This window comes from uncultured Jatrophihabitans sp. (assembly GCF_964246335.1).
Taxonomy (GTDB): Bacteria; Actinomycetota; Actinomycetes; order Mycobacteriales; family Jatrophihabitantaceae; genus Jatrophihabitans.
Genome location: NZ_CAXTQF010000040.1, coordinates 1 through 12,440, shown reverse-complemented (window position 1 = coordinate 12,440; position 12,440 = coordinate 1). Strand labels below are relative to the sequence as shown.

Below are 12,440 nucleotides of genomic sequence, written 5' to 3'. Positions count from 1 at the left end.
GCCGCCGCCAAGCATGCCAACCGCGTCAGTATGCGCCCCGACGGCGCGAACCGTCGACGTTCAGCCTGACGCCGCTCGAGCTCTACCTGCACGCCGTCGAGCTGCACGCCAACGGGTGGCCGCTCGACGAGATCCGCCAGGTCATCGACCTACCTCCTGAGGTGCTGCGATGACCGAGGCGGCGCTGCTGCTCGTTGACGCATGGGAGCCAGCGCTACAGACGGCGGAAGCGATCGGGTATCAGCGTGGCTACTGGGCTGGGTACGACGCATCCGAGCGGGACATCGCCGAGGCGTGGCACGCCATGTACCTCGGGCTCCAGGACGTGCTGGCAGAACCGATGCACGCCGAGTTGCAACGGCTACGCGCCCCCGACCACGAGCCGTGCCGCTTCCGCGGGTGCGGTGGCCGCTGCGCGCGGTGCGTGCACGCCGAGGGCTGGCGTCGCCGCGGCGGCCAGCCCTACACCGGCGGCCCGGTTCCCTGGCAGGCCGTATCGTGACCGCGCCCGTCGTCCAGGTCGAGCACGGCCGCCACTCGACGTACTTCGCTGGCGACAGCGGCGTCATCCACGCTGTGCTCAAGACCCTGGGTTGCCCCCGCCAGTACGACCGCAAGCGCCGTGCGCTCGCCGTGCCGAAGCAGTTCGGCAACGACGTCGAGGCCGCGCTCGAGATGCAGTTCGGCGTTGATGTCCAGCAGGTCGAGGCGATCTCGTGACCGCACCCGTTTTGCGGACCACGGCCCTGGCCGACGTACGTGAGGCCTACGACGACCTCGAGTGCATCACCTACAAGTCGATCCCCCTGCACGTCGAACTACTTCATGCTCTCGTCGGCGAAGGCGAAGCCGGCAAAACGTGGATCGCGGTGCATGCCGTGCTCGACGTGCTGCTGCGCGAACCTGTCGCGAACGTTCTGGTCCTTGACGGCGAGATGAACGCACAGACGTGGCGGCGCAGGCTGATCGCGCTCGGCGCTACGGATGACCACCTCGCCCACGTCCACTACGGCGAGATGACCGACGACGCCGCCAGCACCGATCTCGTCATCGCCACATGCGAAGCCCTGCGCGTCGTCTCACTGGTCGTCTGGGACTCGGCGCTGTCCATGCTTTCGCGCACCGCACGCAGCGAGAACGACAACGCCGAGGTCAGCCGCGTCTACGACCGACTCCGCGAGATCGTCCGCCGCGCCCGCGTCGCCGGCCTCATCGTCGACCACACCACCCGCGGATCCAGCGCGCTCATCTCACGCGGCGCCACAGCGAAATTCAACGCCCTCGACATCTCCTACGGCGTCCGCATCGCCGACGGCTGCGTACCCGGCCCGATCGAACCGTGGTCCTCGATCGTCAGCGTCGAGAAAGACCGGCACGGCCTACTCGGCAAACGCGCCGACCGCGAAGCGGCGTTCTTCCCCCTCAGCGACGGTCGGCTCGAACTCAGCATCACCGAACGCGACGCCGCCACCCACCGACTCTCACCGGACAACCCCGTCACCACGGCGCTCGCCAAGATCACGGCGCTCGACCCGGCGCCCACCTCCGGCAACGACGCCTACAAGCAAATCGGCGGGAACCGGCAGGTCTGCCTGAAGGCCTTCAAGCTCTGGAAGGAGCAGCAGTGACAACCCCCCGAAATACGGCGGTCTCAGGTGGTTCTACTGGTTCCGGTCTAAAGACCCGGAACCAGGTACCAGTACCAGTACCGGGAACTAGTTCCAGCGTCGGAACCACTCTCAGGAATGGTGACCAGACACCCGTCATAGACCTTGCGCGCGCGTTGGGCGCGTCGTCGCGTTCGTTGGTCGGGATCACGGGACGGCCGGTGCTGGCTGCCACCGGCGTCTACATCGGTCGACACCGACGCTCAGATGGCCGCAGTGGGCCGATCGAGGCCATCCGCCTTCGCGTTGCCGCGCTTGTCGACTGGTGGTGCGACGTAACGACACGTGCAACGGCGGCGCCGGTCCCGTTTGCAGGTTTGCGGGTATCAGCGGCGGTATCGGACGCCGGTCGGACGTCGGTTCGGCTGCTCGCCGGCCCGGTTTCATTGGGCTGCAGCGCCGCGTGTGCGGGTGATGTCCAGTCCCCCCTCGCACCTCATAGCGGTGCGCCATGTGGGTCGCTCTTGGGGTTGGGTGGTGCGTCGTGAGCGAGCCTGTCGAGCAGCCGACGGTGACCATGCCGTCGTCGGAGTGCACGGTCTGCACGCACGAGAAGGCGGCCGAGATCGACGCCGACCTGTTGAGTGGGACGCCGATGCGGACCGTGGCCGGGACGTACGGGTTGGCCCGCTCGTCTGTCGGCCGGCACCGACAGAACCACCTGAGCGCCCAGACAATCACCGAACCGCCTGCCAGTGATGAGCCGACGCCGGCGCTCAAGTTGGTCGACGTGCACGGCCGTCTCGCCGCGTTGGTCGACCGGCTCGAGGAAGTCGTCAAGGTCGCGACCAGGACACGCAAGGCCGCCGCCGCAGTGCAGGCAATGCGCGAGCAACGCCAGGCGCTCGAGGCCATCGCACGGTTGCAGGCCGATCCGGAGCTGCAGCGCGCAGCCGCGATCGACGACCTGCAGACGCACGTGTCATCGATCGGTCAAGAGGCGTTCGTCGGCATGCTCGACTTCGTCCTGTCTGCGTTCGGCCATGAGTTCCACGCCCGCAACCGCGGCGACAGGTTCGCAACGGACGACCAGGCGGCGATCGTCGGCGACCTCATGGCGCAGTGCCTTCGGACCTTCTCGACCGGCGGCATACAGACGCGGTTCGCTGACGTCGACACGAGCCGAGCGCGCACGTTCGTCGAGCGCCGCGCAGTCGAGCAGGCCGACCGCATGGAAGCGGAGGTACGGCGTCGAGTCGAGGCGGAGTTAGCGCGTCGTGAGCGGCAGTCGCGGCCAGCGATCGAGGGCAGCGTCGTCCGCGCGATCGAAGGCTCGTCGTGACGGCGCCGATGACCGCTGAGTTGGCGTTCCGCGTGCGTGCGTTGAACGCCGGCGGGTTGCAGTCGGACCGGATTGCTGAGCTGCTGTCGGTGGGGCTGTCTGAGGTGCGGTCGGTGCTCAACGGGTGGGAACCGGACGACGTCGACGAGCTTGAGCCGGCTCTCGTTGAGGGTCAGGAGATGTCAGGTCCGGCCGTACCGGTGCCTGCTGAGCCGGTCGATGAGGCGCCGTCGTGGCCGCCGGCGCCGGATGCGTCGACGCGTTGGCATGAGGTGGTGACGCACCACGAGTACGGCTATGCGCCGACTCGTGAGCGGGTGCGGTGGGTGCGGTTGTGGGGCAAGGACGTCGAGGTCAACGCGGCGGCCGAGGTGTGGTGCCCGCATTGCCAGCGGTTCCGGTCGACGGCGCAGCTGGGGCATCCGCGTAACGGCTGTCCGGTGGGTCTGCCGCCGCGGGGTGGGTTGATCACTGTCGATGAGGACGAGATGGCGGAGCAGGACGCGGTGTGGGATGCGCAGGAAGCGCGTCGGGCGAGTCTGTGGGGAATGACGTGGTGAGCGGCGGTGATGCTCCGCTGATGCCGGAGTTCGGTACGCCGGACGCGGCGGCGAAGGCGATCGAGTTCGTGGGTGAGGCGTTGGGTCGGCGTCGGCCGGCGGGTACTGCGGTCGAGTCGGTCAATGCCGAGCTTGACAATGAGCTGGCCGACATTGTGGTCGCTCTCGTGCAGATGTCCGCGAGCATGGTGCTGCTTTCGGTGGGGCTGCTGCAGCGCCGTGGAATTGAGATCACGCCAGAGGGCCTGCTGAAGCACTTGGCCGATGACCAGCAGGTGCATGCTGCGCGGCATCTCCTCGACGGCTTGGACGGGAACCCGTTCGATGCGTGAGGACGTGACGGTGACGCGCGGTGGCGATGTGCTGCTGTCGGGTGTCGCGGTGCTGGACGTGGCGACGGCGCTTGAGCTTGTGGCGGCTGTGCACCGGAACAATGGCGGCGCGGGGGCGACCCGTTTGGCGTCGCTAATGGAGCCGTTCACCACTGCGGCTCGCCGCGTGCAGAGTTTCGTGGTCGAAACCGCGAAACCGTCGGAGTTGGTCGCGGTGCCAGAGTCGGCGCTGGCCGATCCGATCAGCTCCGACGAAGCGGCGCAGCTGCTCGGGTGCAGCCCGCAGAACTTCACGAAGCATTGCCGGCGCGGGACGTACGACACGGCCCGCCGCACCGGTCGGACGTGGTTGATCGAGCGCAGTGAGGTGCTCGCAGTCTCGGAGAGGATCGCAAGCTGATGGCAGACGACAGGATCAAGGTTCGCGGGCCGGAAGTTCTCGCATTTGCGGAACGGTTCGACGTCGATCTGACGGTCGTGCAGGCGTCCGCCGGTGATGGTCGGATCAGCAAGAACGATGCGTTTCGGCAGGCGCTTCTCGACCGCACCGGCTTGCCGCAGTCGGCGACGAACCAAGAGATCATCGACACGATGGGCGTGATCGCCGATTACGCCAAGTGGCGCAAGACCTACGGGGCGCAGGCGGACGCATCCGCGCGGGCGCGGAGCCAGGCGCGCAACCCCGCGCCCGCACCGACGCCTGCGCCTCCGGCACCGTCCTACACGTCGCTCGCGGCGCGCGTCGCCGGCAAAGGCGCAGCGTTCGCGCTGAACCCCGCTGTCGACCGTGTCCGGGCGGAAGCGACGACCCAGATGCCGGCACCGACGGCGCCCGCACCGACCCTGTTCGTAGCTGGCGACCTCCCGTCGTTCACCGCCAGCGGTGTCCCGCCGGAGACGTTGCTCGAAGCTCCCTGGGGTGCTCGGCATGCGATGGCGGCCGCGCCCACGCAGGCGGCGGCCTACGAGATCCAGGCCGACTGTGCGGCGAACGACAACTCGCCGCTCGAGTACGACATGCACCCCGGCAACGCGGCGTATCAACAGCGAGTCGCGCAGTGGCAGCGAGATTCGATCACCGATGAGCAGATCGAGGCGATGTTTGCGCGCGACCCGCTCGGCGCGAAGACGATCGCAGCCGAGAAAGCCGCCGGCACCTACGAGTACGACCAGTGACAGCGGGAGCTGAGCGGGTCAGCGTCGAACTCATTCTGGCGACCGGTGTGCACGTCAGCGCCACGATGACCCTCGACGAGGCGGACGCGCTGAGCGGGTCGCTCGACGCTGGTGACGAAACCTTCGTCGATCTACCGACCGTCAACGGTCCGATCTCACAGGGGTATCAGTCCAGCAGCCACAGTGAGCACCATCAACGGGTCCGCTGCAGCACCGTCCTTTCGATCACGGTGATCAAGACCGTGCTGGAGCGTTCGTCATGACCGGCCCCGGGCGTCAACGTCACCCCGGCGGTGTGTCCGACGCCGGCCCGGGGATCGATGGTCGCAGAGTCGCCGATCGGCTCCTTTCGGGCGGCAGAGACGCGGCCAGCGCCCGGGGCCGGTCATGACTGTCGTTGAGGCGACACGGCTTGCCGAGCTCGACGCGATCACCGGGTGGCGTGTGATGGCGCCCGACCGGCCGTTTCACCGAATGCGCGATGTGCGCGCGTCAGGGTTGTCTGACTGGGCGCGCTGTTATCCGATGGCAGTGTTGCTCGGGCTGTCACCCAGAGTGAGCCGGCACAGCGCGCCGCGGGCTGACTGCACCTGTGGCTATCGAGTGATGCGAACCCGTCGTGGCGTGCTCGCGTACTTCGCCGAACGAGGGTTCGCCTCCGATGCCCTTGTCTTGGCAAAGGTACGTGGCTGGGGCCGCGTGTCCGGCCCGGCAGTGGACGATCCCCCCGGCACCGTCCGCGTGCAGCGTTTTCGGGTGCTGCAGGTGTACGTGCCGGGGTCTTTGCCGGCGTCGGTTGCCACGAGCTTGCGACGTGATTACCGCGTGCCGGTCGTGATCTCGCCATTAGTTGGAGCCCTGAGCAGTCGGCGTGGTGCCGCCGCGGAAGGACGGCGGCTCGACGAGCCGGATAGCGACGCGGGCCCCAGAATGAAGACGTGAATTTCTGGCCGGCGCTTCTGGGGTCTTTTGTCGGCGCCGTGGCTGCCTTGTTCGTCTCGTGGCTCAGTGGGCGCCGGACTAGTCGTCAAGCGCGGGTTGGGCGCGTTCTGGACTTAACTGCACAGCTCGTTGGCGCCGGGGTCTCGCTCAACCAAGTCCTGATGTCCGAACGAAACCTGCACAACAACAATCGACCACTTGAAGACGTCGAACGAATCGACGCTTACCTCTCCAGCTTTGCGCAGGCGTGGACGCCACTGACCTGGCTGCTTCGCGGATCGACGCTTCATTCCAAGCTGTTCGACCTCGAGACAAAGCGCCTAGCGGTGTTGTCGAACTGGTCAGCCGATCGAGCGGAGTGGCAGCAGCACAGCGCAACGTTCCAGGCAGCGCTTGCTGACCTAGAGGGCGGCGTTGAGTGGTTCGCACGGCTGGCCCCCTCTGTGCAGACAAGGTTTCTGCGGAGCGTGCAGTTGCCGCATCCGCCAGGATTTGGTGTTCGTCCCGATGACTGGCCGCTCACCATTACTTGGCGCACACGCGTGCGTTGGTGGTTCAAAGACTTCGGGGTCGAGTAACCGCCTCGGCGTTCGCTCGGGTCGCGCCTTGCGCGGTCGTGCGGCACGCTGCGTATGTATGGGCGTCGCAGCGCTGGTTGTGTCGATCGTGGCGGTCCTTATAGCCGGGTGGGGTGCGTGGCGAGCGAACATCAACGCTCGACGCTCGGCAGCGGCAGCCAAGCGGTCGGCCGACGCGTCTGAGCGGTCAGCGGCGGCTGCTGAGCAGCAAGTCGAAATGGCGAAGCCACCGGCCGTGGCGTTTGAGATCCGCAACATCGAGGGCATGCGCTGGAAGCTGATCAATCGCGGCCGGTCAACCGTCACCGGAGTGTGCATCGACGAGCCAACTTCCGGCTTCACAAAGGACCTGCCCAAAGCCGCGGTGCTAGGACGGGACGAGAGCACCGACTTCATCATGTACAGCGCCGCGGAATCGCCGCTACCGACCTCATTGATTGTATGGTGCGACCAATCCTCAGTAGAGGTGTACGTCGACGTGCCGCCGTAGTCGACCTTTGACCCAGTTCGAGGCAAGCATCGGATCGTCTTCGTGACACCCCACACTTGTCTTCGCCGCCGGGTAAACCTACCGGCCGCCGTCGAACCGCTTGTCCCGCTGCTCGGCAAGGGTCGCGAACGAGTCACCGAGCAGCGAGCGCACCTCGTCGATCGACGTGACGAGCCGCCCGGTCGGCCCCCACCCGGACCCGGCCGGCAGCACGCCATCCAGCCGCTTCACACGGAACGACTGCCGCCCGCGCACCGTGATGACCTCGACCTGCCAGACGCCATCCGCCGTCGTCATCGTCGGGTGCCGCGCCACCCTGCCCAGCCTACGAACGCCCCTCCGCCGCCAGCGGAAGCTGCGAGTCCCTGCTACAGGTCTTGGGCGTTGATCCACCCGTCGAGGAACGTCCTGCCGGCTGGCGTCAGTTTCAGCACATCGGGAGCAAGTGGTATGCGCATCAGTTCTTCACCCGTCTCGTCGTCCGTGAGCACCGAGGCGATGCCGTCGTCCGCGTGCACCTCGACTTCGAGGTATCCGTCATCGAGCAAGCCGCGACACATGATCATCATTGTGTGATCGATGGCGAGCCGTTGCAGGTCAGGTTGCCGAGCGAACTCGTTCAAGATGTTGCGTTCGACTTCGGTGTAGCGGTTGTTCAGCAGTGACAGGTTGGCCTTGATTTGACGGATCGCTTTGCGGTCGATGTCACCCCGCTCCTGTTGCCGATGGTGAGGCGTGCACAGCGCGATCAAGTTCTCGAACTTGTGCTCTTGCACGTCAGCCCACGGCACTATGTGGGCGATGTCGATTTCTTGCTCGCGGCACGTCGGCATCGCACACCGATAGCCCGCTTCGATCTTGACTTGTCGCGCTATGTCGGCGGGAATCGCGGGTCGGCCGTCGGGCACACTGGTCATTTTGTCACCGCGGCATATGGCGACGTTCTGAGGTGCTCGACGCGAGAGCAGTGTGTGGGTGCCTTGCAGTGCACCTCAACGTTGGCCGCGGTTCATCCGCCAAGTCGAACCGTTGAACGCCTCGAGCCCCTCCGGCAGCCGCAGCTCACCGTTCGGCCACGGTCCGACGTACCAGTGCGGCCAGCGCGACGGCGGCGGCCACGCGTCACGCTGCACCGCCAACGCAACCCGCGGCAGCTCCGCGGTGCTCGCCTGATGCGCGTTGTGCAGGCTCGCTGCGGGCATCCACGCCGCGACCGGCAGCTCCTGCACGTCGCCGGCGCCGGTGCGGACGCGCTGAATGAACTGCACCAGCCCCCACCAAGCGTCCGGGGCGCGGCCCCAGGCGAGGAGGAACCCGTTGTGCGGTGCCGGGTCGAAGTGGACGAAGACCCCCGGCACCCACTAATTAGAACATGTACGAATAACCGCTCTGGCACACTGCGCGCATGATCTTGGCGCACAGTCCGGACTGGGGCAACGTGCCCGCATGGGTCGGCGCGTTCCTGACGAGCGGCTCGCTTTTTCTTGCCTTCACGCTGTTGTTGCGTGATCGCCGGAAGGAAGAACGCAGCCAGGCGGACCAAGTGAGCTGCGTTTTGGTCGGCGCCGCATGGACAGATCCCACAACTCAGAAACAAGTGTCGTACCAAGCCGTCAAGATCCATAATCACTCGACGATGCACATCATGGCACCGAAATTCGTTGCACGACCACGCCACGACGCGCCCCCCGGAACGCAGTCCCGCATGGTGACGTTGCCGCCCAACAATCGGCCCACGTTCGGCGGCAACGCGGTAAGTGCGTCGAACATCTGGGAGCTTTTCCCAGGCGAAGAGCAAGTTCTTGAGCTGAATACCTCGGGAGCTGATGATCACTACACCTACGCAGTGGAGTTCACAGACGCGTCCAATCGTGCATGGGAGCGGCTATTGCCCAGCCTTGCTCTGAATCGAATGCTGCCGAGAAAGACGAACCGCATCAAGGTCTGGCTAGGTCTCTGATGGTGAGCATCGGTGAGTCCGATGGACGCATAAGAAGGGGTCATCAGTTCGGTGCCCGAAAGATGCCTGACGCTCTAGCGCAGGTTCTTCGCATCGTTTCCGAACTCGAGCGCGTCTCCCACAACACCGCGCAGTGGCATCGCACGATTCGCGCGAACAGCCGGCTGATGCTGGCCGCGGTGAACGCGGGCTGGCAGGTCACGGAGATCGCGGCGGCAATGGGTCTCGAACGGCACGCTGCGTCGAAACGTGTTCAGGCGGCGCGCCGGGAGTACGGCTCGGCCGAGCTCGTCGGCGTCGACGTTCCGCAGGCGCCGCCACCGCAACGAACAGTGAAACCGTCGCCGCTCGAGATCCTGCACACCCCGGTCGAGACCCGCGACTGGCTGTCCGCGCCCGAGGCCATGGCGTTGGCCGTTATCTCGTTCGGCGCGTTGACCGCCTGGCGCAAGCACGGCCTGCTGCCCAACACCCGCTGGTTGAACCCGACGCAAGCGCTGTACGCGCGCGGCGACCTCGAGCTGGTTATGGCTGCGCCACGCACCGGCCGCGGCGTCGATCATGCCGCCGTGCTCGAGCAGATTGCCCCAACGAACTAGTCAGCGTCGACTTCTCTGCGTTCCTCTTCGGTGCGGGCCTCTAGATCATCGTCATCGACGTGCTTGCCTTCCTTGGCATGCGCGCGATGATCGGGCACCGCACTTTCGTGCGTGTCCATGACGTCGTCGAGGGTGGGCTCTTCTGGGCTGGTCACGGCACCGAGGTACCCATGCCGCTGGCGGGGTAGACCGTCGAGATGACCGGCTTTTCGCAACCACCTGACCCGGACCATGACCCCGCTGGCGCGGAGCAGGAAGCTGCGGCGCCGATGCAACCCGACGAAGGCCAGCACCCGACCGACAGTGATCTCGATGAGGCCGAGGAGCAGCGCGCCGACGCAGACCAGACAGATGACTGACCCGACGAAGCCGATGCCCGACGACGAACAAGCGCCAGCACCGGAAACGACAGGGGTGGGCGAGGACCCCGGCGTCGTGCTCGACCCGGACGAAACTGTGCCCGCCGAGCAGGTCGACGACCCGCCGACGCGCGGCCAGTACGGACCCACTGGCGACTACGGCGAAGGCTGACTATCGGGCGGAACCAGCTTGCCGTCTTCGCCGTAGTACCAGCCGGCAGCTAGCTTGGCGCGGATTCGATTCGCGGAGGGCAGCAGCAGGCGCCGCAACTCGGCCTTCCGTTCAGGCGTGAGCTTGGGCGCGGCCGCGACGTTGGCTTTGATTCGAGCCTCGACCTCAGGACTGAACCGGCGGGCCATCATGAGCGCTTGCCGACCGGCCGGGAGGTGGCCGCTGGCGCTCTGCCACCGTTGCGATCGTGATCCCGCTGTGCCTGCTCATAATGCTCACGCTCCCAGCGGTCGACCTCGGCCACTGGGTACATGACGCGGCGCCCGAACTTGACGCCCATCGGACCGATCCCCTGCGACCGCATGCCACGCACTGCTGCCGCGCTCATTCGAAACCGCTCGGCGACCTCTTCCGTATCGAGGTAGATGGGGTCGTCCGAGGCGAGTGCGTCGGCCCAGCTCATTCGTGGCGGCGGCTGCGAAGTCACCATCACCGTCTGCCCGGTGCCACTTGCCTCGAAGATCAGAGACAGAGCTTGAGCAATATGCTGACCTGCAGCAGCGAGCTTCGCGTCGCGGTCGGTGGCAGTCATGAAGCGACTGTCACACGAACGACGATTACGCGGCCACCTGAAGATGGCGGGATAGGACTCAAGGCTCCGGGGACTCGGAAGCTGGGCTGTCACCTTCATCGTCTTTGGTGATGTTCCACCACTCCTGCTCGCCGCGAATCAAGGCGGCGAGCTGGTCAAGCTGCGGACGGCTTAGTCGGTACTCGTCTATGCGTGGGGCGCCATCACTGACGGAATGCACGATCAAAGTCGACAGGGGGTCGATACCCTCGCGGATCTGAAAGTCCGTGATGCGCGGGGCGACGTCGCGGCCCATGTGAATCATGTGGTCGGCGCCGTCGTAGAACCAGTCGGCACCGGCATTTATCTGGGTCAGGTGTTCGTTACAAACCGCGATCTCCATGATGGGTACGTCGGGGTCGTCCTCGTTCAAGGTGAGGCGCCCGCCAGACGGGTTTGTGCAGCGGATGACGCGACACGGCGACGGGCCGGAACTGGTCATCGCTTGACTGTCACATAGCAACGCTGCCCCGGCCAGCCGAAGCCAACCGGGGCAGCTCGCCGACCGCCGGGCGGCGATAACTTGCTCGAGCTACTCGCCGAAGCCGCTGACAGCCACCAGGGACGCCGCGCGGCATCGCACGACTGTCCGCGCCGAGCAACCCAGCCGTTCGCTTGCCTGGCGGGCCCTGAGACCCCGTGCCGAGAGGATTTGCGCCGCAGCTCGGCGCTCGATCGGGCGGACGTGCAGCCGCTTGCCGGCCGCGTCCCGTTCAACCGCAACCGGGTCGACGTACGTGGCACCGCCTGGCAGCTCAAGCAAGCGCTGTTCGACCGCAAACTCCGGCAGTTTGTACCTCGCTGCGAGATCCGCAACCGGCTGGTCTTGCAGCTCGTCGACGTCTGGCAACAGCCAGCGGACCGTTTCGGCGTTGACGTGTCGTTCTTGCTCCGGGCACCGGGCTCGGCAGACACCGCCAATCGCGAGGTGGTGCATCTCGTGCGCGATCGTCAGGCGCCGCTGTGCCGCTGTCAGGTGGGGGTGCAGGAACACGCGTCGCTGTCCGGCCGTCCAGAGGGTCAGGCCCCACGTGCGGCCGAGGTTGACGGTTTCGTCGAGGACCACGGAGCTGGCGAAGGTGTCCCGCCACCACGACCAAGGGTTTGTGCCGGCTGGCGGGCGATCGGTGAAGCCGACGTCGTCGTGGCAGCGCCCTGCGGCGATCATCGGGACCGCCCGGCTTGAGCCTCGACCAGGGCCTCGTCGAGGATCTCGCGCCAGGACAGCGCGACGGCGGTGCGGTAGTCAGCCCACTTCGCGTCGGTGTCGCACCAGGCCGGCCGACGGACGGTCATGCCGGTGTCGGTCCAGGTGATGCCGAGTTCGGCGAGCTCGTTGTCGAGACGGCGCGCCTGCGGGGTCTGGCGGGGGTTGTTCGTACGGTCTTGCATGGGTCGTTCTCCTGTCGATAGCAGGTTGGGCGATCAAGGCCTCGGCTCGGTGTTGGCGCACCGGTCGGGGCCGCTTGCGTGTGATACTCGGCGTGATACCGCCGACGATGTCTCTAGATGCGCGTTCGGGTACTGCGCAAGCTCGGCGGAGACCGTCCAAGCGCCGTAATCGCTGCGATCTCGCCCGATGACGTAGCTAGACGCCGGACGCGGGACAGAAGTTCAAGTCCCCCCTCGGACACTTTTGTGATCTCTCAAGACATCGCGGACAGCCTGAACCCTCAGGGGTCGGGCTGTTCG

General features: G+C 66.3%; 24 protein-coding genes. 15 read left to right on the top strand and 9 right to left on the bottom strand.

The window, feature by feature from the left end; translation table 11 throughout:
* Window positions 1-169: 169 nt before the first annotated feature.
* The 12 genes from ACFFCN_RS12330 (at window position 170) to ACFFCN_RS12275 (ending at window position 7,027) form a co-directional block, all read left to right on the top strand.
* Window positions 170-502 carry a hypothetical protein gene (locus tag ACFFCN_RS12330; RefSeq protein WP_375492004.1) on the top strand — a complete coding sequence of 111 codons (333 nt, stop codon included), beginning with the start codon at window positions 170-172 and terminating at the stop codon, window positions 500-502.
* Window positions 499-720 (top strand): hypothetical protein, encoded by a 222-nt coding sequence (locus ACFFCN_RS12325; RefSeq protein ID WP_375492003.1) that lies wholly within the window; start codon window positions 499-501, stop codon window positions 718-720. Before ACFFCN_RS12330 ends, ACFFCN_RS12325 begins: the two co-directional genes overlap by 4 nt.
* A complete protein-coding gene (locus ACFFCN_RS12320; protein ID WP_375492001.1) occupies window positions 717-1,628 on the top strand; it encodes an AAA family ATPase in 912 nt (303 codons plus the stop codon). Before ACFFCN_RS12325 ends, ACFFCN_RS12320 begins: the two co-directional genes overlap by 4 nt.
* Window positions 1,629-2,151: 523 nt before the next feature.
* Window positions 2,152-2,949, top strand: coding sequence for a hypothetical protein (locus tag ACFFCN_RS12315; protein WP_375491999.1), 798 nt, complete (start codon window positions 2,152-2,154; stop codon window positions 2,947-2,949).
* Between the two features lie 8 nt (window positions 2,950-2,957).
* Entirely contained in the window at window positions 2,958-3,509 is a 552-nt protein-coding gene (locus tag ACFFCN_RS12310; RefSeq protein WP_375491997.1) for a hypothetical protein, read from the top strand.
* 20 nt (window positions 3,510-3,529) lie between these two features.
* Window positions 3,530-3,841, top strand: coding sequence for a hypothetical protein (locus tag ACFFCN_RS12305; protein ID WP_375491996.1), 312 nt, complete (start codon window positions 3,530-3,532; stop codon window positions 3,839-3,841).
* Complete coding sequence (locus ACFFCN_RS12300) at window positions 3,834-4,241, top strand: helix-turn-helix domain-containing protein (RefSeq protein ID WP_375491994.1); 408 nt, start codon at window positions 3,834-3,836, stop codon at window positions 4,239-4,241. Before ACFFCN_RS12305 ends, ACFFCN_RS12300 begins: the two co-directional genes overlap by 8 nt.
* On the top strand, window positions 4,241-5,017 hold the full coding sequence (locus ACFFCN_RS12295) for a hypothetical protein (protein WP_375491992.1): 777 nt from the start codon (window positions 4,241-4,243) through the stop codon (window positions 5,015-5,017). Before ACFFCN_RS12300 ends, ACFFCN_RS12295 begins: the two co-directional genes overlap by 1 nt.
* 65 nt (window positions 5,018-5,082) lie before the next feature.
* Window positions 5,083-5,280, top strand: a complete 198-nt coding sequence (locus ACFFCN_RS12290) for a hypothetical protein (protein WP_375491991.1) — start codon at window positions 5,083-5,085, stop codon at window positions 5,278-5,280.
* A 124-nt stretch (window positions 5,281-5,404) separates the two neighbouring features.
* Window positions 5,405-5,959, top strand: coding sequence for a hypothetical protein (locus ACFFCN_RS12285; protein ID WP_375491990.1), 555 nt, complete (start codon window positions 5,405-5,407; stop codon window positions 5,957-5,959).
* A complete protein-coding gene (locus ACFFCN_RS12280; RefSeq protein WP_375491988.1) occupies window positions 5,956-6,537 on the top strand; it encodes a hypothetical protein in 582 nt (193 codons plus the stop codon). The genes ACFFCN_RS12285 and ACFFCN_RS12280 overlap by 4 nt, the downstream gene beginning before the upstream one ends.
* A 58-nt stretch (window positions 6,538-6,595) precedes the next feature.
* Complete coding sequence (locus ACFFCN_RS12275; RefSeq protein ID WP_375491986.1) at window positions 6,596-7,027, top strand: hypothetical protein; 432 nt, start codon at window positions 6,596-6,598, stop codon at window positions 7,025-7,027.
* Between the two features lie 78 nt (window positions 7,028-7,105).
* Here the strand turns inward: ACFFCN_RS12275 and ACFFCN_RS12270 are convergent, their stop codons facing one another.
* From ACFFCN_RS12270 to ACFFCN_RS12260, 3 genes are all read right to left on the bottom strand, one after another.
* On the bottom strand, window positions 7,106-7,342 hold the full coding sequence (locus ACFFCN_RS12270) for a hypothetical protein (protein WP_375491984.1): 237 nt from the start codon (window positions 7,340-7,342) through the stop codon (window positions 7,106-7,108).
* A gap of 53 nt (window positions 7,343-7,395) precedes the next feature.
* On the bottom strand, window positions 7,396-7,944 hold the full coding sequence (locus ACFFCN_RS12265; RefSeq protein ID WP_375491982.1) for an HNH endonuclease signature motif containing protein: 549 nt from the start codon (window positions 7,942-7,944) through the stop codon (window positions 7,396-7,398).
* 75 nt (window positions 7,945-8,019) lie between these two features.
* Window positions 8,020-8,385, bottom strand: coding sequence for a hypothetical protein (locus ACFFCN_RS12260; RefSeq protein ID WP_375491980.1), 366 nt, complete (start codon window positions 8,383-8,385; stop codon window positions 8,020-8,022).
* Window positions 8,386-8,432: 47 nt separating this feature from the next.
* Between ACFFCN_RS12260 and ACFFCN_RS12255 the strand changes: the two genes are divergently transcribed.
* Together ACFFCN_RS12255 and ACFFCN_RS12250 are read left to right on the top strand one after the other, a co-directional pair.
* Window positions 8,433-8,987 carry a hypothetical protein gene (locus tag ACFFCN_RS12255; RefSeq protein WP_375491978.1) on the top strand — a complete coding sequence of 185 codons (555 nt, stop codon included), beginning with the start codon at window positions 8,433-8,435 and terminating at the stop codon, window positions 8,985-8,987.
* Window positions 8,988-9,049: 62 nt separating this feature from the next.
* Complete coding sequence (locus ACFFCN_RS12250) at window positions 9,050-9,586, top strand: hypothetical protein (RefSeq protein ID WP_375491976.1); 537 nt, start codon at window positions 9,050-9,052, stop codon at window positions 9,584-9,586.
* On the opposite strand, the gene ACFFCN_RS12245 is transcribed toward ACFFCN_RS12250, so the two are convergent.
* Window positions 9,583-9,879 carry a hypothetical protein gene (locus ACFFCN_RS12245; RefSeq protein WP_375491974.1) on the bottom strand — a complete coding sequence of 99 codons (297 nt, stop codon included), beginning with the start codon at window positions 9,877-9,879 and terminating at the stop codon, window positions 9,583-9,585. The genes ACFFCN_RS12250 and ACFFCN_RS12245 overlap by 4 nt on opposite strands.
* 58 nt (window positions 9,880-9,937) lie before the next feature.
* Here ACFFCN_RS12245 and ACFFCN_RS12240 point away from each other — a divergent pair, with 58 nt between their 5' ends.
* Complete coding sequence (locus tag ACFFCN_RS12240; protein ID WP_375491972.1) at window positions 9,938-10,117, top strand: hypothetical protein; 180 nt, start codon at window positions 9,938-9,940, stop codon at window positions 10,115-10,117.
* On the opposite strand, the gene ACFFCN_RS12235 is transcribed toward ACFFCN_RS12240, so the two are convergent.
* From ACFFCN_RS12235 to ACFFCN_RS12215, 5 genes are all read right to left on the bottom strand, one after another.
* Complete coding sequence (locus tag ACFFCN_RS12235) at window positions 10,102-10,308, bottom strand: hypothetical protein (protein ID WP_375491971.1); 207 nt, start codon at window positions 10,306-10,308, stop codon at window positions 10,102-10,104. The genes ACFFCN_RS12240 and ACFFCN_RS12235 overlap by 16 nt on opposite strands.
* A complete protein-coding gene (locus tag ACFFCN_RS12230) occupies window positions 10,305-10,709 on the bottom strand; it encodes a helix-turn-helix domain-containing protein (RefSeq protein ID WP_375491969.1) in 405 nt (134 codons plus the stop codon). Before ACFFCN_RS12230 ends, ACFFCN_RS12235 begins: the two co-directional genes overlap by 4 nt.
* Window positions 10,710-10,767: 58 nt before the next feature.
* Complete coding sequence (locus ACFFCN_RS12225) at window positions 10,768-11,190, bottom strand: hypothetical protein (RefSeq protein WP_375491967.1); 423 nt, start codon at window positions 11,188-11,190, stop codon at window positions 10,768-10,770.
* A gap of 90 nt (window positions 11,191-11,280) precedes the next feature.
* Window positions 11,281-11,916, bottom strand: a complete 636-nt coding sequence (locus ACFFCN_RS12220) for an ImmA/IrrE family metallo-endopeptidase (RefSeq protein WP_375491966.1) — start codon at window positions 11,914-11,916, stop codon at window positions 11,281-11,283.
* Window positions 11,913-12,140 (bottom strand): DUF294 nucleotidyltransferase-like domain-containing protein, encoded by a 228-nt coding sequence (locus ACFFCN_RS12215; RefSeq protein ID WP_375491965.1) that lies wholly within the window; start codon window positions 12,138-12,140, stop codon window positions 11,913-11,915. Before ACFFCN_RS12215 ends, ACFFCN_RS12220 begins: the two co-directional genes overlap by 4 nt.
* Window positions 12,141-12,440: the final 300 nt, after the last annotated feature.

What these genes read in the sequence shown, in the direction of transcription:
- ACFFCN_RS12330 (WP_375492004.1), top strand. Translation starts at nt 170, where the DNA reads ATGACCGAGGCGGCGCTGCTGCTCGTTGACGCATGGGAGCCAGCGCTA.
- ACFFCN_RS12310 (WP_375491997.1), top strand. Translation starts at nt 2,958, where the DNA reads ATGACCGCTGAGTTGGCGTTCCGCGTGCGTGCGTTGAACGCCGGCGGG.
- ACFFCN_RS12305 (WP_375491996.1), top strand. Translation starts at nt 3,530, where the DNA reads ATGCCGGAGTTCGGTACGCCGGACGCGGCGGCGAAGGCGATCGAGTTC.
- ACFFCN_RS12300 (WP_375491994.1), top strand. Translation starts at nt 3,834, where the DNA reads ATGCGTGAGGACGTGACGGTGACGCGCGGTGGCGATGTGCTGCTGTCG.
- ACFFCN_RS12295 (WP_375491992.1), top strand. Translation starts at nt 4,241, where the DNA reads ATGGCAGACGACAGGATCAAGGTTCGCGGGCCGGAAGTTCTCGCATTT.
- ACFFCN_RS12290 (WP_375491991.1), top strand. Translation starts at nt 5,083, where the DNA reads ATGACCCTCGACGAGGCGGACGCGCTGAGCGGGTCGCTCGACGCTGGT.
- ACFFCN_RS12285 (WP_375491990.1), top strand. Translation starts at nt 5,405, where the DNA reads ATGACTGTCGTTGAGGCGACACGGCTTGCCGAGCTCGACGCGATCACC.
- ACFFCN_RS12275 (WP_375491986.1), top strand. Translation starts at nt 6,596, where the DNA reads ATGGGCGTCGCAGCGCTGGTTGTGTCGATCGTGGCGGTCCTTATAGCC.
- ACFFCN_RS12265 (WP_375491982.1), bottom strand. Translation starts at nt 7,944, where the DNA reads ATGACCAGTGTGCCCGACGGCCGACCCGCGATTCCCGCCGACATAGCG.
- ACFFCN_RS12255 (WP_375491978.1), top strand. Translation starts at nt 8,433, where the DNA reads ATGATCTTGGCGCACAGTCCGGACTGGGGCAACGTGCCCGCATGGGTC.
- ACFFCN_RS12250 (WP_375491976.1), top strand. Translation starts at nt 9,050, where the DNA reads ATGCCTGACGCTCTAGCGCAGGTTCTTCGCATCGTTTCCGAACTCGAG.
- ACFFCN_RS12240 (WP_375491972.1), top strand. Translation starts at nt 9,938, where the DNA reads ATGACTGACCCGACGAAGCCGATGCCCGACGACGAACAAGCGCCAGCA.
- ACFFCN_RS12235 (WP_375491971.1), bottom strand. Translation starts at nt 10,308, where the DNA reads ATGATGGCCCGCCGGTTCAGTCCTGAGGTCGAGGCTCGAATCAAAGCC.
- ACFFCN_RS12230 (WP_375491969.1), bottom strand. Translation starts at nt 10,709, where the DNA reads ATGACTGCCACCGACCGCGACGCGAAGCTCGCTGCTGCAGGTCAGCAT.
- ACFFCN_RS12225 (WP_375491967.1), bottom strand. Translation starts at nt 11,190, where the DNA reads ATGACCAGTTCCGGCCCGTCGCCGTGTCGCGTCATCCGCTGCACAAAC.
- ACFFCN_RS12220 (WP_375491966.1), bottom strand. Translation starts at nt 11,916, where the DNA reads ATGATCGCCGCAGGGCGCTGCCACGACGACGTCGGCTTCACCGATCGC.
- ACFFCN_RS12215 (WP_375491965.1), bottom strand. Translation starts at nt 12,140, where the DNA reads ATGCAAGACCGTACGAACAACCCCCGCCAGACCCCGCAGGCGCGCCGT.